The organism is Solwaraspora sp. WMMA2101 (assembly GCF_049179175.1).
Lineage (GTDB): Bacteria > Actinomycetota > Actinomycetes > Mycobacteriales > Micromonosporaceae > Micromonospora_E.
On record NZ_JBMHMA010000006.1, the window covers coordinates 6,135,693 to 6,152,727 of the forward strand.

Here is a 17,035-nt window from a genome sequence, read left to right on the forward strand (position 1 = left end):
GACCAATTGTCAGCCGGGCAGGTTTCGAATCGTGTCCAGGAGTTGGGCGACGCCGGCGGCCCGATCGGTCAGGTGCAGCCGCAGCAGCGGCCGGTCCCGGCCGGCCAGGGCCTGACGGTCGCCGGCGGCCTGCGCCGCCTGCAGCTCACCGAAGCTGTACGGCCGACCCGGCACCGGCAGGTCGTCGGTGACCGCGCCGGTGATCTGCAGGAACGCGCCGACCTGCGGCCCGCCCTTGTGGTACTGCCCGGTGGAGTGCAGGAACCGGGGCCCCCAGCCGAAGGTGACCGGTCGGCCGCTGGCAGCGGCCAGCAGCGGGCGTACCCCGGCGGTGTCGGCGTCGCCGAACCGGTCCAGGTACGCCATCACCGCGAGGTAGCCGTCGGTGCCGATGCCGTCGAGCAACCAGCGCAGCGCACCGGCCAGCTCACCCGGTACGCCGTCGGACCCGTACACCTCGATCGCGCCCTCGACGAACGACGGCGCCTCGGTCGGTGGACCGGCCGACAGGATCCGGTTGGTGTTCTCCTTCGACTCGGTCACGTTCGGCTGGTTGAACGGGTCGATGCCGAGCACCCGGCCGGCGATCGCGGTGGCGTACTCCCAGACCAGGAACTGCGCGCCGAGCGGGCCGTTGACCGCCAGGTCGGGCCGGACCCCGCCGCCGGGCACTCCGCCGGGCTGGCCCGACCCGCCGTAGGTGACGGTCAGCACGTCCGGGCCGGCAGCACCGGGGGAGTCCGGGGCCTCGACGACCACCGGCAGGATGCCGATGCCGTCCTTGCCGGTCGACTCGGCGACCAGCTGCTCGATCCAGTCGCCGAGCCCTTCGATGCCGGTGCCGTCGGAGATCAGCGCGATCTTGTCCCGGCCGGTGGTGGCCGCCGCGCCCAGGGCGGCGCCGAGCGCCAGCCCCGGGTTGTCGCGGTCGCCGCCGAGCGCAGCGGACAGCTCCTGCGCCTGGTCGAGCAGTTCGACCACGTCGACGCCGGCCAGCGCCGACGGCACCAGACCGAACGCGGTCAGCGCCGAGTAGCGTCCGCCGACCTCCGGGTCGGCGAGCACCACGAACGCGCCCATCTCCTCGGCGATGCTGGCCAGCGGCGAGCCGGGGTCGGTGACGATCACGAACCGTCGGCCGGCCTCGGCCTCGCTCAGCCCGGCGTCGAGGAACGCCTGCCAGTACGCCCGGCGGTGGCTGTCGGTCTCCACCGTGCCGCCGGACTTGCTGGCGACCACCACGACCGTACGGTCCAGCCGGTCGCCGAGCGCCGCCCGCACCTGGTGCGGGTCGGTGGTGTCCAGCACCGTCACCGGCTTGCCCATGGTGCAGGAGATCACCTCGGGGGCCAGCGATGAACCACCCATCCCGGCGAGGACCACGTGGTCCAGGTCGCCCAGCTCGGCCCGCAGCTCGGCGAGCTGCGGCAGCAGGTCGCGGCTGCGGGTGAAGGTGTCCAGCCAGCCGAGCCGGATCTTCGCTTCGGCTTCGGCGTCGGGACCCCACAGGCTGGAGTCCTTGCCGACCAGCGAGGCGGGTACGCCGTCGGCGACCAGCGCGCCCCGGGTGGACGAGGCGGCCGAGGCGTCGACCGCCTCGGCGCCGTACACGCTCAGCCCGGCGGCGGCCTCCACCCCGCCGTCGAAGAAGTCGCTCATGCGTTGCCTCCGGCCCGCTTGGCGGCGGCCGCGTTGTCCTTCGCCGCCGCGTTGGGCTCCCCGGCACCGGCGGCCGCCGCGTCCAGCGACGAACGCACCCCGTCGAGCAGCTCCTGCCAGCTCGCCTCGAACTTCTGCACGCCCTCGGACTCCAGGACCTTGACCACGTCGTCGAGGTCGACGCCGACGGTGGTCAGGTCGTCGAGGACCTGCCGGGCCGCCGGGTACGAGCCGGTGACCGTGTCACCGCGGGTCTCGCCGTGGTCGGCGTAGGCGTGCACCACCGACTCCGGCATCGTGTTGACCGTGCCGGGGGCGATCAGCTCCTCGACGTAGATGACGTCGCGGTAGGCGGGGTTCTTCGTCGAGGTGGAGGCCCACAGCGGGCGCTGCGGGTGGGCCCCGGCGTCGGCCAGGGCCTGCCAGCGCGGCGAGGAGAAGATCTCGGCGTACCGCTCGTAGGCCAGCTGGGCGTTGGCGATGGCGGCCTTGCCCTTGAGTGCCTTGGCCTGCTCGCTGCCGATCTTGTCGAGCCGCTTGTCGACCTCGGAGTCCACCCGGGAGATGAAGAACGACGCGACCGAGCCGATGGTGGTCAGGTCGTGGCCGTTGGCCTTGGCCTGCTCCAGCCCGTCGAGGAACGCCTCCATCACCGCGACGTAGCGGTCCAGCGAGAAGATCAGCGTGACGTTGACGCTGATCCCCTCGGCCAGGGTGGCGGTGATCGCCGGCAGCCCGGCCTCGGTCGCCGGGATCTTGATGAACAGGTTCGGCCGGTCGACCAGCCACCACAGCGCCTTGGCCTCGGCGACGGTCTCGGCGGTGCGGTACGCCAGCCGGGGGTCGACCTCGATCGACACCCGGCCGTCGACGCCGCCGCTGGTCTCGTACGCCGGGCGCATCACGTCGCAGCCCCAGCGCACGTCGTAGGTGGTGAGCATCCGGACCGCCTCGTCGACGCTGACGCCCCGGGCGGCCAGGTCACGCAGCTGCCAGTTGTACTCGTCGGCGTTGGCCAGCGCGGCGGCGAAGATGGTCGGGTTGGTGGTCACGCCGGCGACGTGCTTCTCGCGGCGCAGCTGGTCCAGGTTGCCGGTGCTGAGCCGTTGCCGGGACAGGTCGTCGAGCCAGACCGCCACGCCTGCGGCGGTGAGCTCGCCCAATCGGTCCGTCATCTGGAGCCTCCTCAGTTTCCGGTGGTGGTGCCGGTGATGGCGCCGACCCGGGTCAGCGACGCGTGCGCCGCCGCGACCACGGCGTCGGCGGTGAAGCCGAACTGCTCGAACAGCACCTGGTACGGAGCGCTGGCCCCGTAGTGTTCAATGCTGACCGATTCGCCACAGTCGCCGACCAGGCCGCGCCAGGACATGCCGATGCCGGCCTCGACGCTGACCCGGGCCTTGACCCCGCGCGGCAGCACCGATTCGCGGTACGCCTCGTCCTGCTCGGCGAACCACTCCTGGCAGGGCATCGAGACGACCCGGGTGGCGGTCCCCTCGGCTTCGAGCCGCTCCCGGGCGGCGAGCAGCAGCTGCACCTCCGAGCCGGAGCCCATCAGGATCACCTGCGGCTGGGCGTTGCCGGCCTCGGCCAGTACGTAGCCGCCCTTGCGGACCCCTTCGGCGGAGGCGTAGACGTCCCGGTCGATCACCGGCACCGCCTGGCGGGTCAATGCCAGTGCGGTCGGCCGGTCGGTGTGTTCGAGGGCGACCCGCCACGCCCAGGCGGTCTCGTTGGCGTCGGCCGGACGGACCACGTCCAGGCCGGGGATGGCGCGCAGCGCCGAGAGGTGCTCGATCGGCTGGTGGGTGGGGCCGTCCTCGCCGAGACCGATCGAGTCGTGCGTCCAGACGTAGATCACCGGCAGCTTCATCAGCGCGGCCAGCCGTACGGCCGGGCGCATGTAGTCGCTGAACACCAGGAACGTGCCGCCGTACGGGCGGGTGCCGCCGTGCAGCGCGATGCCGTTGAGGATCGCGCCCATGGCGTGCTCGCGGATGCCGAAGTGCAGGGTGCGGCCGTACTCGTGGCCGGGGAACTCCTTGGTGGCGTACTCGGCCGGGACGAACGACGGCTCGCCTTTCATCGTGGTGTTGTTGCTCTCCGCCAGGTCGGCCGAGCCGCCCCACAGCTCGGGCAGTTCGGCGGCGAGGGCGCTGAGCACCTTGCCGGAGGCGGCCCGGGTGGCGACCCCCTTGGGGTCCGCCGGCCAGTCCGGCAGCGCGTCGGTCCAGCCGCCGGGCAGGGTACGGGTGGCGAGCCGGTCGTGCAGCGTCTTGCGCTCGGGGTTGGCCTGCGCCCAGGCGTTGTACGCCTCGGTCCACTTCGCGTGTGCCTGCCGGCCACGGTCGAGGACCTCGCGGATGTGGGTGAGCACCTTGTCGTCGACGGCGAAGTGCTGGGCCGGGTCGAAGCCGAGGAGCTCCTTGGTGGCGGCGACCTCGTCGGCGCCGAGCGCCGAGCCGTGGATCTTGCCGGTGTTGCGCTTCTTCGGTGCCGGCCAGCCGATGATGGTCCGCAGCGCGATGAACGACGGCCGGTCGGTCTCGGCGCGGGCGGCGGTCAGCGCGGCGTACAGCGCCTCGACGTCCTCGTGGTACTCGCCGTCACCGGCGGTACCGGCCCGCCAGTCGACGGTCTGCACGTGCCAGCCGTACGCGGCGTACCGGGCGGCGACGTCTTCGCTGAGCGCGATGCGGGTGTCGTCCTCGATGGAGATCTGGTTGTCGTCGTAGATGACGGTCAGGTTGCCGAGCTTCTGGTGCCCGGCCAGCGCGCTGGCCTCGTGGGTGATGCCCTCCTCGATGTCACCGTCGGAGGCGATCACCCAGATGTTGTGGTCGAAGACCGACTCGCCGGCAGCGGCGTCCGGGTCGAGCAGGCCGCGCTCGCGGCGGGCCGCCATCGCCATCCCGACGCCGTTGGCCAGGCCCTGGCCGAGTGGCCCGGTGGTGGTCTCGACGCCTCGGGTGTGACCGTGCTCCGGGTGCCCCGGGGTCAGCGAGCCCCACTGCCGCAACGCCTTGAGGTCGTCCAGGCTCAGCCCGTACCCGGAGAAGTAGAGCTGGATGTACAGGGTCAGGCTGGAGTGCCCGGCGGAGAGCACGAACCGGTCCCGGCCGGCCCAGTCCGGGTCGCTCGGGTCGTGCCGCATCACCCGGTTGAACAGCAGGTACGCCGCAGGGGCGAGGCTCATCGCGGTGCCGGGGTGGCCGTTGCCGGATTTCTCCACGGCGTCGGCGGCCAGCAGCCGGGCGGTGTCGACCGCGCGGCGGTCGAGGTCGGACCAGTTCAGGGGGGCATCGTTCGGTGTTGCAGCCACGGTGGGTGTGCTCCTCGTCCAGCAGGTAGGCGGAACCCTCGTCACGACCCTATCGAGCAGGGTTGAACGTGCGCCCGCCGATCTCGACAACCGGATGGTCACCGAGGGTCGTCGGCCGTCGGCGCGGCCGTCGGTCGACTGCCGGGGGATACGTGTCGTGCCCGGTAGAACGGCTGCCCGATGTGACGACGGGCACCGGTCATGGGTCGGCCGGGCAGGGAAAATACCTGCGCGTAGGCTGTCGGACGTGCGTCGGCCGGTAGGTCGGGCGCCAGTTGGAAGGTCACCCGCGCCGACGCCGGAAGGTGCAGCCCGTGAGCATGGTCACCGAGCGCCCCGCCTACGACCGGGCGCGGGGCACGTCCACCACCAGCGCCGAACTGGACCGGGTGCGCGGGGTCCAGCCGGTAGCCGGGGTGGACGCGGCGACCGGGGTGGACGCTTCAGCCGCCGCGGTGCCCGTCACCGGTGGCCGGGACCTGTTGGCGGTCCTCCGGGCGTACGTCTCGTTGACCAAGCCGCGGATCGTCGAGCTGCTGCTGGTCACGACCGTGCCGACGATGATGATCGCCGCCGGTGGCATGCCGCCGCTGTGGCTCGTCGCGGTGGTGCTGATCGGCGGTTCGTTGGCCGCCGGCGCGGCGAACGCGCTGAACTGCTTCATCGACCGTGACATCGACCAGTTGATGCGGCGGACCAAGCGTCGGCCGTTGCCGACGCACGTGGTCACCCCTCGGCACGCGCTGGCGTTCGGGCTGGCCCTCGCCGTGGTGTCGGTGACGCTGATGGCGGTCTTCACCAACTGGCTCGCGGCCGGTCTGACGTTGGCCGCGATCGTCTACTACGACCTGGTCTACACCATGTGGCTCAAGCGCAGCACGCCGCAGAACACCTTCTGGGGTGGTGCCTGCGGGGCGGCACCGGTGCTGATCGGCTGGGCCGCCGTGACCGGCGGGCTGTCCCCGGTGGCGTGGGGCCTGTTCGCCGTGGTCTTCTTCTGGCAACTGCCGCATTTCTACGCGTTGGCCATCAAGTACAAGGCGGACTACGCCCGGGCCGGTATCCCGATGCTGCCGGTGGTCGCCTCGGCCCGGCGGGTCAACACCGAGATCATCCTGTTCACCTGGTTGACGGTGGCCTCGTCGTTGGTGATCTGGCCGCTGGGCATGTCGCTGCTCTACGCGGTGCCAGCGGCCGTGGTCGGCGCGATCTTCCTGCTGGAGGCACACCGGCTGCAGCGGCGCTCGGTACGTGGCGAGCCGCTGCGGCCGATGCGGCTGTTCCACTGGTCGACCACGTACCTGACCGTCCTGTTCGTCGCGGTGGCGTTGGACGCGCTGGTCTGACCGAGCCCTCGCCCAAGATCGGCCCGGCGGCGTCCTCCAGAGCCTTTGTCGCTTTTCGTCCTCTTTGCTGCTCGCCGTTTGTCCTGTTTGATGGAATAAATCACCATCAACTGTCGGTGCGAGTTTCTAAACATGCGGGTAATTGGAGTCACAAAAAGCCGACATCCGATCGGCGAAACCGGTTCGCTCTGCTTACGCTTCCGCTATGGCAGATGGTTCCGATACGACGCTGGCGACCGAGTCCGTCCCTACGGACGCGCCCTCCGGCCTGGTCGCCGGCATCCGCTCCTTCGCCGCCGGCCACGGCGGTGCGAAGGCGGTCATCGAGTACGTCGGCAAGCGTGGCGCACGGATCGTGCTGGTAGGTGGGGACGGCGAGTGGGGTGACCACTTCGCCGACGGCACCGACGTGGCCCGCGCCGCCTGCCTCAAGGCGGGGGTCGAGGTGGAGAACGAGTGGGAGCGGGAGCTGATGGACCAGATGCGCCCGAGCAACGACCTGTGGCGGTCGATGGCCAAGCGCAGCCTCGCCCGCTGACCGCCGCCGAGGGCTGATGGCCGTACGTACCGTCCTGCACAACGACCGACGACCGGGAGCGTGACTGGCGAGCACCCGCCGAACGCGACCGGAGAATGACGAGAAGAGCGCGGCCCGGGCCATCGGCCCGGGCCGCGCTCGTGTCCCGCCGTGTCGGGCGGGTGGACCGCGCTCGTGTCCCGCCGTGTCGGCGGCGCTAGACGCTCGTCGGCAACCGGGCCGGCGGCAGCGACACCGGGACGGCCGTGGTGGCGCTGTCGGCACCCCAGCCGATCGCCTGGAACGCCTGCGGCCGGTGGGCCCGCAGCCACATCGCCCACCCGGTGCCGGCCAGCGCCGCCAGGGCGTACCCGGCGGGGAACCACCACCGCAGCGGCGACGTGTCCGGGAGGCCGAGCAGGTCCCCGAAGCTCGTCACCGTACCGATCAGGATCAACCCCAGGACCACGGTGGCCGTGCCCGGGGCCCACCAGCGTCGCCAGGCCGACTCGCCGCGCGGGTGCCCGAGGAAGTAGCCGATCACCGCCACCGAGGTGGCGGTCATCAGGATCAGCACCCCCAACCCGCCGGTGACGGTCAACCAGAAGAACAGGTGGGTGATCGGATCCAGTCCGGCGAGCGGGTAGGCGACGATCACCACCAGGGCCAGCCCGCTCTGGGTGAGCGAGCCCAGTTTGGGGGCACCGGTACGGCGGTTCGTCCGACCGAGGGCGGCCGGCAGCACCCGCTCGCGGCCGAGCGCGAACAGGTACCGGGCGACGGTGTTGTGGAACGCGAGCAGCGCGGCGAACAGACTGGTCAGGAAGAGCAACCGGCCGGCGTCGACGACAGCCTGTCCGACATGCGGGCCCACCAGGACGAACATCAGCTCGGTGCCGTGCTGGCGAGCCTGGTCGACGACCGCGTCCGCGCCGGCGGCGACCGACATGGCCCACGCCGAGCCGGCGTAGCAGGCACCGGTGATCGCCACCGCCAGGTACGTCGCCCGGGCCACCGTCCGGCGTGGGTCACGGGTCTCCTCGGCGAAGACGGTGCTCGCCTCGATGCCGACGAAGCCGGCGATCCCGCCGACCAGCATCGCCGCCACTCCGGGCGTGAGCAGTTGCCCGGGGGCGAGTGTCTGGGTGTCGACCACGCCGTCAGCGGGGTGAGCGACCATCACCAGGCCGTACCCGACGATGACCGCGAGCTCGGCCAGCAGCAGGCCGGCCAGCAGCCGCCCGTTGAGGTCGACCCGGGCCAGACCCAGTACGGCGACCAGGAGCCAACCGGCGAGGGCACCGGCCCACCACGGCACGGCGGCACCGGTGGCGACGGCGGCCACCTCGGCGGCGACCACGCCGAACGCTCCGTACAGACCGATCTGCATCGCGTTGTAAGCGACCAGCGCGACGAACGCGGCCGCGATGCCGGGGACGCGGCCGAGTCCGTGCGCGACGTAGCTGTACATCGCGCCGGCGTTGACCACGTGGCGGCTCATCGCCACGTAGCCCACCGCGAAGATGGCCATGACCACCGCGATGAGCAGGTACGCCATGGGCACCGCCGTGGTGCCGGTGACCGCGAAGCCGGTGCTGGCGCCGCCGGCGACCACGGTCAGCGGCGCGGCGGCGGCGAGAACGAAGAAGAGCACCTGGGGTACTCCGAGCCGGGACCGGGCCAGCGTGGCGGCGACGGTGCCCGGTTGACGGGAACGTAATTGGGACACGCGGGAACTCCGAGGGAGGATCGGCGTCGGGGAGGGCGCGCGGAAGGCGGAGGTTGCTCCGTGGCTCGCCGCGCGAGCAGAGCGGGCGGACCGGCGGGTGCGGATCGTCCCGCGGTCCGGCCACCCTCGCGCGAACCAGGGGCGCGGCAGCCACGGCACGGGGGAACCTCGGCTGCCGCACCCGGATCGTCGTGCCGGCGGCGATGCTCCGGCACCTGCGTAGCCTTACCGGTACTTTCCGCTATGAGGAGAGGTCAGCGGTATTCAGCCGTCTTCAGACCGATCCAGGCCCGGCGTCGTGGTGGCCGGTCACGGCCCTATGGCGGCCTGGTGGTCGGTCACGGCCTCGCTGCGGCCAGCGGGCGGGCGTCGTGGTCGGCGGCTGCGGCAGCTCCCGGCGTCGTCTCCGCGGCCCCACCGGCCTGCGCGGCCCGCCCACGGGTCGACCAGAGCGCCGCCAGGGTGGCCAGCCAGACCAGGCAGGCCCCGAGCATGTGGGCGCTGACCAGCGCCACCGGCAGGTTGGTGAGGTACTGCACCACACCGATCAGCCCCTGGGCCAGCTCGACGACGATCAGGACCACCGCCGCGCGTACCGCCGGGCGGCCGGCGCCGATCGCGCGCAGGGCGAACCACCAGGCGATCGAGAGCCCGACCAGCAGCGCCACCGAGTCGGCGTGCAGCTGCGACATGGCCTGCGGGTCCAGCCCGGTGCGCCCGGCGTCGGCGTCGCCGGCGTGTGGACCGCTGCCGGTCACCACGGTGCCGAGCACCAGGACCGCGAAGCTCACCGTGACGATCGCGAAGGCGAGGTGACGTAGTGGCCGGGGCACGGTGTCGGCGTCGGTGCGGCCACCGTCGCGGGCCCGTCGCCAGAGGGTGTACGCCACCGCCAGCGCCACCGTCGACAGCATGAAGTGCAGTGCGACGACCCACGGGTTGAGCTGCACCCGGACACTGATCCCGCCGATCACGCCCTGCAGGATCACCAGTCCCAGCACGCCGAGCGCCGGCCCGCGCAGGTCCGGCCGTCGGGGCCGGTCCACCAGCACCGCGACCAGGGTGGCGAGCGCGATCAGGCCGACCAGGATGCCGAGCACCCGGTTGCCGAACTCGATGACGCCGAGGATGCCCATCTCGGGGGTGGTGACGTACGAGTCCTCGGTGCAGCGGGGCCAGGTCGGGCAGCCGAGCCCGGAGCCGGTGAGCCGCACCCCACCGCCGGTCACCACGATCGCCACGTTGGCGATCAACGAGGCGAGGCTGAGCCTGCGTACCAGGACGGGTGAGGCGAACTGCCGGCGGGAGTCGGTCACGGTACGCAATCGTACGCATGTGGCCGACGCCACAGCGGTGCGGTGCGTGCGGTGACCTGGCCGGGTCGGCACCCGCGCGGCCCGTCGCCGCCTGCGGGACACGCCCGGGGCGGGCGTGGTCGCCGGCATCCGCCGTCCGGTCACTTCCGGTGGCGGTGCGGTGGATCACCGGCAGCCTGTTTGCGGGTGCCCCCGGAAATACGTAACGTTGGCGTAGTGAAAAACAGGGTGGGTCTGCCGGTGGGCGGGTCGACGACCGGTGCGGTCGTCGCCGGCCCGGACGGGCGTACCCGTGACCGGCTGGTCACCCTGCTGCTGGAGCGAGGTGCGGCCACCGCCGCGCAGCTCGGTGCGGAGCTGGGCCTGAGCCCGGCGGCGATCCGCCGGCACCTGGACGCCATGCTCGCCGACGGCGACGTGGTGGCCCGCGACGCTCCGGCCCGCAGCGACCGTCGTCGGGGCCGCCCGGCGAAGGTCTTCCGGCTCACTGACACCGCGCGCTCGCGCCACGGGCGCTACCGCTACGACAGCATGGCCGCCGCCGCACTGCGCTGGATCGCCGGCCACGGCGGCGACGCCGCCGTGGAGGAGTTCGCCGCCGCCCAGGTGGCAGGGCTGGAGGCCCGCTGCCGGGCGGCCATCGACCAGGCAGGTGACGATCCGCTGGCCCGCGCCGAGGCACTCGCCGAGGCGCTCAGCGCGGAGGGCTACGCTGCCAACGCGTCCACGATCGCGTCCGGGGGGCAGTTGTGTCAGCACCACTGCCCCGTGGCGCACGTGGCGGCCGAGTTCCCCCAGCTGTGCGAGGCCGAGACCGCAGTGATCTCGCGCCTCATCGGCACCCACGTGCAACGCCTGGCCACCATCGCCCACGGTGACGGAGTGTGCACCACGCACATTCCGGACCCACGCCGGGCGGAGGCCACCTCGACCGGTGTCGCCGCGACCCGTGGCACGCACCCGACCGATCCACCGACCAACCACGTCACCAGCACTGTGAGGACAGATAGATGACCGAGCAGACCGTCGCGCCCATCTCCCAGGAGGAGCACCTCGCGGCCCTCGGCCGGTACGAGTACGGCTGGGCCGACCGCGACGTGGCCGGTGCCGCCGCCACGCGAGGGCTCAACGAGGCGGTCGTGCGCGACATCTCCGCCAAGAAGAGCGAACCGCAGTGGATGCTCGACCTGCGGCTCAAGGGCCTGCGGCTGTTCGGCCGCAAGCCGATGCCGGCCTGGGGCGCCGACCTGACCGGAATCGACTTCGACAACATCAAGTACTTCGTGCGCTCCACCGAGAAGCAGGCCACCAGCTGGGAGGAACTGCCGGAGGAGATCAAGAACACCTACGACAAGCTGGGCATCCCGGAGGCCGAGAAGCAGCGGCTGATCGCCGGCGTCGCCGCCCAGTACGAGTCCGAGGTGGTCTACCACAAGATCCGGGAGGACCTGGAGGAGCAGGGGGTCGTCTTCCTCGACACCGACACCGCCCTCAAGGAGCACGAGGACCTCTTCAAGGAGTACTTCGGCACCGTCATCCCGGTGGGTGACAACAAGTTCGCCGCGCTGAACACCTCGGTCTGGTCCGGCGGATCGTTCATCTACGTGCCGAAGGGCGTGCACGTCGAGATCCCGCTGCAGGCCTACTTCCGGATCAACACCGAGAACATGGGCCAGTTCGAGCGGACGCTGATCATCGTCGACGAGGGTGCCTACGTGCACTACGTCGAGGGCTGCACCGCGCCGATCTACTCCTCCGACTCGCTGCACTCCGCCGTGGTCGAGATCATCGTGAAGAAGAACGCCCGCTGCCGTTACACGACCATCCAGAACTGGTCCAACAACGTCTACAACCTGGTCACCAAGCGGGCCGTCTGCCACGAAGGCGCCACCATGGAGTGGATCGACGGCAACATCGGTTCCAAGGTCACCATGAAGTACCCGGCGGTCTACATGACCGGTGCCCACGCCAAGGGCGAGGTGCTCTCGGTGGCGATGGCCGGCGAGGGGCAGCACCAGGACGCCGGCGCGAAGATGGTGCACGCGGCCCCGCACACCTCCTCGACGATCGTCTCCAAGTCCATCGCCCGGGGCGGCGGACGCACCTCCTACCGTGGCCTGGTCCAGGTCCTGGAGGGTTCGCAGCACAGCCGGTCCACGGTCAAGTGCGACGCCCTGCTGGTCGACGCGATCTCCCGGTCGGACACCTACCCGTACGTCGACATCCGTGAGGACGACGTGGCCATGGGGCACGAGGCGACCGTCTCCAAGGTCAGCGAGGACCAGCTGTTCTACCTGATGAGCCGGGGCCTGAGCGAGGACGAGGCGATGGCCATGATCGTGCGTGGCTTCATCGAGCCGATCGCCAAGGAACTCCCCATGGAGTACGCCCTGGAGCTCAACCGCCTCATCGAGCTGCAGATGGAGGGTGCGGTCGGCTGACCTGGCCCGACCCTGCCCGTACCCGTCGCCGGTGTGCACCGGCCGTCGAGAAACCGCCGAGAACAGGAAGAGATGACTATTCAGGCCTCCGCGCCGCCGAAGACCAAGTCCCAGGCGCTGCGCTCACACGACGTCGCCGACTTCCCGGCCATCACCGGCCTGGAGGAGGAGTGGCGGTTCACCCCGCTCAAGCGGTTGCGCGGGCTCGCCACCGGGACCCCGGCGGCCACCGGGTCGCTCACCCACCGGTACGCCGACCTGCCCGCCGGGGTGACGGCGCGCCGCGTCGACCGGTCCGATCCCCGGATCGGCAGCGTGCTGACCCCGATCGACCGGATCAGCGCGCTCGCCTACGGGCTGGCCGCCGACGCGCTGCTGGTCGAGGTGGCCCCCGAGGCCACCCCGACACAGGCCGCGGTGATCACGGTCAGCGGCGACGGCACGGACGCGATCGCGTACGGCCACACCCTGGTCGACGTCGGCCGGTTCGCCGAGGCGACCCTGGTCCTCGAGCAGGTCGGCGCGACCACGCTGGCAGACAACGTCGAGGTGATCGTCGGAGACGGTGCCGCGCTGACCCTGGTCACCGTCGCGGACTGGGCGTCCGACGCGGTGCAGGCGCAGCACGTGAAGTTCCGGCTCGGCCGCGACGCCCGGGTCGTCCACGTCCAGGTGACCCTCGGCGGGGACCTGGTCCGGCAGTTCACCAGCGTCGAGTACACCGGCCGGGGTGGCGACGCCGAACTGTTCGGCCTCTACTTCGCCGACGCCGGTCAGCACCTGGAGCACCGGCAGCTGGTGGACCACACGGTGCCCGACTGCCGTAGCAACGTCGGCTACCGGGGGGCGCTGCAGGGCGCCAGCGCACACACCGTCTGGGTCGGCGACGTGTTGATCCGGGCCGAGGCGACCGGCACCGACACGTACGAGATCAACCGGAACCTGCTGCTGACCGACGGCGCGCGCGCCGACTCGGTGCCCAACCTGGAGATCGAGACCGGTGAGGTGGCCGGGGCCGGGCACGCCAGCGCCACCGGCCGGTTCGACGACGAGCAGCTATTCTACCTGATGGCCCGGGGCATCCCGGAGGCCGAGGCCCGCAAACTGGTGGTCCGGGGCTTCTTCACCGAGCTGGTCAACAAGATCCCGGTCGCCGAGCTGCGTGACCGGCTCGGCGACGCCATCGAGCAGCGACTCGTGCGCGCCGAATCGGCCGTCGAAGCCGGTGCCGAGACCACCGGCGCCCCGACCGTGACCGGTGCCGGTGTGGCACCGACCGTACCGGGCCAGCCCGGGGTGGTCGCCGAGGAGATCCGCTGACCATGTCCGACCTGATCCGGGTCTGCGCCACCGCCGAGATCCCGTCCGGATCGGCGGTCAGCGCCGACATCGACGGCGTACCGGTCGCCGTCGTGCACACCGACGAGGGTGCCTTCCACGCGGTGCACGACCAGTGTTCGCACGCCGCGGTCGCCCTCTCCGAGGGCGAGGTCGACGGCTGCACCCTGGAGTGCTGGCTGCACGGCTCCCGGTTCGACCTGCGGACCGGGCAGCCCACCGGCCTGCCCGCCACTGAACCCGTCCCCGTCTTTCCCGTCGAGATCCGCGACGGCGACATCTACGTCAGTCTGACGCCGAGCAATGGAGTAGCCGTACCATGAGCGTTCTGGAGATCCGCGACCTGCAGGTGTCGGTCAAGCTGCCGGAAGGCGAGCTCAAGCCGATCCTGGCCGGGGTGACGTTGACCATCCGGTCGGGGGAGACGCACGCCATCATGGGCCCGAACGGCTCCGGCAAGTCGACGCTGGCGTACTCGATCGCCGGCCACCCCAAGTACGAGATCACCGGCGGTGAGGTGCTGCTCGACGGCGAAGACGTGCTCGCCATGTCGGTCGACGAGCGGGCCCGCGTCGGGCTGTTCCTCGCCATGCAGTACCCGGTCGAGGTGCCCGGGGTGTCGGTGGCGAACTTCCTGCGTACCGCCAAGACCGCGGTCGACGGCACGGCGCCGAAGCTGCGCACCTGGGCCGGTGAGCTGCGCGGTGCCATGGAGCGGCTGCAGATGGACCCGGCGTTCGCCCAGCGCAACGTCAACGAGGGCTTCTCCGGCGGTGAGAAGAAGCGGCACGAGATCGTGCAGCTGGAGCTGCTCAAGCCGAAGATGGCCATCCTCGACGAGACCGACTCCGGGCTCGACATCGACGCGCTGCGGGTGGTCAGCGAGGGGGTCAACCGGGTACGGGACGCGGGCCAGACCGGTCTGCTGCTGATCACCCACTACACCCGGATCCTGCGTTACATCAAGCCGGACTTCGTGCACGTCTTCGTCGGCGGTCGGATCGTCGAGGAGGGCGGCCCGGAGCTGGCGGAGAAGCTGGAAGCCGAAGGCTACGAGCGGTACGTCGCGGGTGCCGGCACGGCTGCGGCCTGACCGGGCGCCGGGACCACCTCACGATCCGTGCAGAAGGGCGGCGTCGAGCCGATGAGCACCATAGCCATCCCCCGGGACACGCCGGCCCCCGACGGTCCATCCATGTTGGACGTCGATGCGGTCCGGGCGGACTTCCCGATCCTCGGCCGGCAGGTCAACGGCCACCCGCTGGTGTATCTGGACAGCGCCAACACCTCCCAGAAACCCCGCCAGGTGCTCGACGCGCTGTCCGACTACTACCAGCAGCACAACGCCAACGTCGCCCGGTCGGTGCACACCCTGGGCACCGAGTCGACCGAGGCGTACGAGGGTGCCCGGGCCAAGCTGGCCGCGTTCATCGGCGCGGCCAGCCCGGACGAGGTGGTCTTCACCAAGAACTCCACCGAGGCGATCAACCTCGTCGCGTACGCCTTCGCCAACGCCTCGACCGGCGCTGGTGCCGGCGCCGACCCCCGGTTGCGGCTCGGCCCCGGTGACGAGGTGGTGATCTCCGAGATGGAGCACCACTCGAACATCGTCCCCTGGCAGCTGCTGTGCGAACGTACCGGCGCCACGCTGCGCTGGTTCGGGCTCACCTCCGACGGCCGACTCGACGAGTCGGACCTGACCGGGCTGATCACCGAGCGGACCAAACTGGTCTCCCTGGTACACATGTCGAACATCCTCGGCACGGTCAACGACCTGACCGCCATCACCCGCCGGGTCCGCGAGGTCGGCGCCCTGCTGCTGCTGGACTGCTCCCAGTCGGTGCCGCACCGGCCGGTGGACGTGGCGGCGCTGGACGCCGACTTCATCGCCTTCACCGGGCACAAGATGTGCGGTCCGACCGGGATCGGGGTGCTGTGGGGCCGGGCGGCGCTGCTCGACGTGATGCCACCGGTACTCGGCGGCGGCTCGATGATCGAGACGGTGTCGATGAGTGGTTCCACGTTCGCCCCGGCGCCGGCCCGGTTCGAGGCCGGGACGCCGCCGATCGCCCAGGCGGTCGGCCTCGGCGCCGCTGTCGACTACCTCACCGCACTGGGCATGCCTGCGGTCGCCGCGCACGAGGAGCAGGTCACCGCGTACGCCCTGGATGCCCTGGCCACCGTGCCGGGTCTGCGGATCGTCGGCCCGCCGACACCTGCCGGGCGCGGCGGTACGGTGTCGTTCGCGCTGGACGGGATCCACCCGCACGACGTGGGGCAGATCCTCGACGCCCAGGGCGTGCAGGTCCGGGTCGGCCACCACTGCGCCCGTCCGGTCTGCGTCCGCTACGGCGTCCCGGCGACCACCCGGGCGTCGTTCTACCTCTACACCACGACCGGCGAGGTGGACGCGCTGGTGCGCGGACTGGAACAGGCGCGGAAGGTCTTCGACTGATGGAGCTCGACCAGCTGTACCAGGAGATCATCCTGGACCACTACAAGCGTCCACAGGGGCGTGGCCTGCGGGAGCCCTACGCGGCGGAGGCGCACCACGTCAACCCGACCTGCGGCGACGAGATCACCGTACGGGTGAGTCTGGGCGACGACGACCGGCTCGGGGTGTCCCACGACGGCCAGGGCTGCTCGATCAGCCAGGCGTCGGCCAGCGTGCTGTACGAGTTGGTCGACGGACGGTCGGCCGACGAGGCGTTCGCGGTGCACGGCGCCTTCGTCGAACTGGTGTCCGGCCGTGGCCAGGTCGAGCCGGACGAGGATGTGCTGGGTGACGGGGTGGCGTTCGCCGGAGTGGCGCGCTACCCGGCCCGGGTGAAGTGTGCGCTGCTGCCGTGGATGGCGTTCAAGGACGCCGCGGCACGCGCCGGTGTGGGCGCGAGCCCGGAGGTGACGCTATGAGTGCCGAAGAGACCATGACCGAGGCGACGCCGGTGGCGGAGTCGACCGATGCTGCCGCCGGTACGTCTAACGGTGCCGGTACGGCGGCCGGGGCCACCCCGGCCGGTCGGCCGGCACTGGCCGACATCGAGGAGGCGATGAAGGACGTCGTCGACCCGGAGCTCGGCATCAACGTCGTCGACCTCGGCCTGGTGTACGGCCTGCACGTCGACGACGACAACGTCGCGACCATCGACATGACGTTGACCAGCGCGGCGTGCCCGCTGACCGACGTCATCGAGGATCAGGCCCGCCAGGCGTTGACCACCGGACCGGGCGGTGGCCTGGTCTCCGACATCCGGATCAACTGGGTCTGGCTGCCGCCGTGGGGGCCGGACAAGATCACCGACGAGGGCCGGGACCAGCTGCGGGCCCTCGGGTTCAACGTCTGACCCGACGACACGCGACGGCGGGG

Annotated in this window: 15 protein-coding genes; 10 read left to right on the forward strand and 5 right to left on the reverse strand. The window is 71.3% G+C overall.

Annotated features, from left to right (window positions below):
• Positions 1-9: 9 nt before the first annotated feature.
• Genes ACN28F_RS28985 through tkt form a run of 3 tightly spaced genes read right to left on the reverse strand, consistent with a single transcriptional unit; the run spans position 10 to position 4,981 of the window.
• A complete protein-coding gene (locus ACN28F_RS28985; protein WP_289205622.1) occupies positions 10-1,659 on the reverse strand; it encodes a glucose-6-phosphate isomerase in 1,650 nt (549 codons plus the stop codon).
• Complete coding sequence (gene tal, locus ACN28F_RS28990) at positions 1,656-2,834, reverse strand: transaldolase (protein ID WP_289205623.1); 1,179 nt, start codon at positions 2,832-2,834, stop codon at positions 1,656-1,658. Before tal ends, ACN28F_RS28985 begins: the two co-directional genes overlap by 4 nt.
• Before the next feature lie 11 nt (positions 2,835-2,845).
• The gene (gene tkt, locus ACN28F_RS28995; protein WP_289205624.1) at positions 2,846-4,981 is read right to left on the reverse strand and encodes a transketolase; all 2,136 of its coding nucleotides are present in this window, start codon (positions 4,979-4,981) and stop codon (positions 2,846-2,848) included.
• 314 nt (positions 4,982-5,295) lie between these two features.
• Between tkt and ACN28F_RS29000 the strand changes: the two genes are divergently transcribed.
• Together ACN28F_RS29000 and ACN28F_RS29005 are read left to right on the forward strand one after the other, a co-directional pair.
• Positions 5,296-6,327 carry a heme o synthase gene (locus ACN28F_RS29000; RefSeq protein ID WP_421360678.1) on the forward strand — a complete coding sequence of 344 codons (1,032 nt, stop codon included), beginning with the start codon at positions 5,296-5,298 and terminating at the stop codon, positions 6,325-6,327.
• A 205-nt stretch (positions 6,328-6,532) separates the two neighbouring features.
• Entirely contained in the window at positions 6,533-6,865 is a 333-nt protein-coding gene (locus ACN28F_RS29005) for a hypothetical protein (RefSeq protein ID WP_282226749.1), read from the forward strand.
• 196 nt (positions 6,866-7,061) lie between these two features.
• Here ACN28F_RS29005 and ACN28F_RS29010 read toward each other — a convergent pair whose 3' ends face one another.
• A complete protein-coding gene (locus ACN28F_RS29010; RefSeq protein WP_289205625.1) occupies positions 7,062-8,573 on the reverse strand; it encodes an APC family permease in 1,512 nt (503 codons plus the stop codon).
• 338 nt (positions 8,574-8,911) lie between these two features.
• Positions 8,912-9,889 (reverse strand): COX15/CtaA family protein, encoded by a 978-nt coding sequence (locus tag ACN28F_RS29015; protein ID WP_421360680.1) that lies wholly within the window; start codon positions 9,887-9,889, stop codon positions 8,912-8,914.
• A gap of 216 nt (positions 9,890-10,105) precedes the next feature.
• Between ACN28F_RS29015 and ACN28F_RS29020 the strand changes: the two genes are divergently transcribed.
• From ACN28F_RS29020 to ACN28F_RS29055, 8 genes are all read left to right on the forward strand, one after another.
• Positions 10,106-10,903 (forward strand): helix-turn-helix transcriptional regulator, encoded by a 798-nt coding sequence (locus ACN28F_RS29020; protein ID WP_421360681.1) that lies wholly within the window; start codon positions 10,106-10,108, stop codon positions 10,901-10,903.
• Positions 10,900-12,330: a Fe-S cluster assembly protein SufB gene (gene sufB / locus ACN28F_RS29025; protein WP_282226752.1), complete on the forward strand. Its 1,431-nt coding sequence runs from the start codon at positions 10,900-10,902 to the stop codon at positions 12,328-12,330. The genes ACN28F_RS29020 and sufB overlap by 4 nt, the downstream gene beginning before the upstream one ends.
• A 72-nt stretch (positions 12,331-12,402) precedes the next feature.
• Positions 12,403-13,650 (forward strand): Fe-S cluster assembly protein SufD, encoded by a 1,248-nt coding sequence (gene sufD / locus ACN28F_RS29030; RefSeq protein WP_289205627.1) that lies wholly within the window; start codon positions 12,403-12,405, stop codon positions 13,648-13,650.
• A gap of 11 nt (positions 13,651-13,661) precedes the next feature.
• On the forward strand, positions 13,662-13,991 hold the full coding sequence (locus ACN28F_RS29035) for a non-heme iron oxygenase ferredoxin subunit (protein ID WP_282229693.1): 330 nt from the start codon (positions 13,662-13,664) through the stop codon (positions 13,989-13,991).
• A complete protein-coding gene (gene sufC / locus ACN28F_RS29040; protein ID WP_289205628.1) occupies positions 13,988-14,761 on the forward strand; it encodes a Fe-S cluster assembly ATPase SufC in 774 nt (257 codons plus the stop codon). The genes ACN28F_RS29035 and sufC overlap by 4 nt, the downstream gene beginning before the upstream one ends.
• A gap of 51 nt (positions 14,762-14,812) precedes the next feature.
• The gene (locus ACN28F_RS29045; RefSeq protein ID WP_289205629.1) at positions 14,813-16,123 is read left to right on the forward strand and encodes a cysteine desulfurase; all 1,311 of its coding nucleotides are present in this window, start codon (positions 14,813-14,815) and stop codon (positions 16,121-16,123) included.
• Positions 16,123-16,581, forward strand: coding sequence for a Fe-S cluster assembly sulfur transfer protein SufU (gene sufU / locus ACN28F_RS29050; protein WP_289205630.1), 459 nt, complete (start codon positions 16,123-16,125; stop codon positions 16,579-16,581). Before ACN28F_RS29045 ends, sufU begins: the two co-directional genes overlap by 1 nt.
• A gap of 14 nt (positions 16,582-16,595) precedes the next feature.
• Positions 16,596-17,012: a metal-sulfur cluster assembly factor gene (locus ACN28F_RS29055; protein WP_421361557.1), complete on the forward strand. Its 417-nt coding sequence runs from the start codon at positions 16,596-16,598 to the stop codon at positions 17,010-17,012.
• Positions 17,013-17,035: the final 23 nt, after the last annotated feature.

Bases quoted from the DNA above. Each gene is read 5' to 3' on its own strand.
- ACN28F_RS28985 (WP_289205622.1), bottom strand. From the start codon at position 1,659: ATGAGCGACTTCTTCGACGGCGGGGTGGAGGCCGCCGCCGGGCTGAGC.
- tal (WP_289205623.1), bottom strand. From the start codon at position 2,834: ATGACGGACCGATTGGGCGAGCTCACCGCCGCAGGCGTGGCGGTCTGG.
- ACN28F_RS29005 (WP_282226749.1), top strand. From the start codon at position 6,533: ATGGCAGATGGTTCCGATACGACGCTGGCGACCGAGTCCGTCCCTACG.
- sufB (WP_282226752.1), top strand. From the start codon at position 10,900: ATGACCGAGCAGACCGTCGCGCCCATCTCCCAGGAGGAGCACCTCGCG.
- sufD (WP_289205627.1), top strand. From the start codon at position 12,403: ATGACTATTCAGGCCTCCGCGCCGCCGAAGACCAAGTCCCAGGCGCTG.
- sufC (WP_289205628.1), top strand. From the start codon at position 13,988: ATGAGCGTTCTGGAGATCCGCGACCTGCAGGTGTCGGTCAAGCTGCCG.
- ACN28F_RS29045 (WP_289205629.1), top strand. From the start codon at position 14,813: ATGAGCACCATAGCCATCCCCCGGGACACGCCGGCCCCCGACGGTCCA.
- sufU (WP_289205630.1), top strand. From the start codon at position 16,123: ATGGAGCTCGACCAGCTGTACCAGGAGATCATCCTGGACCACTACAAG.
- ACN28F_RS29055 (WP_421361557.1), top strand. From the start codon at position 16,596: ATGACCGAGGCGACGCCGGTGGCGGAGTCGACCGATGCTGCCGCCGGT.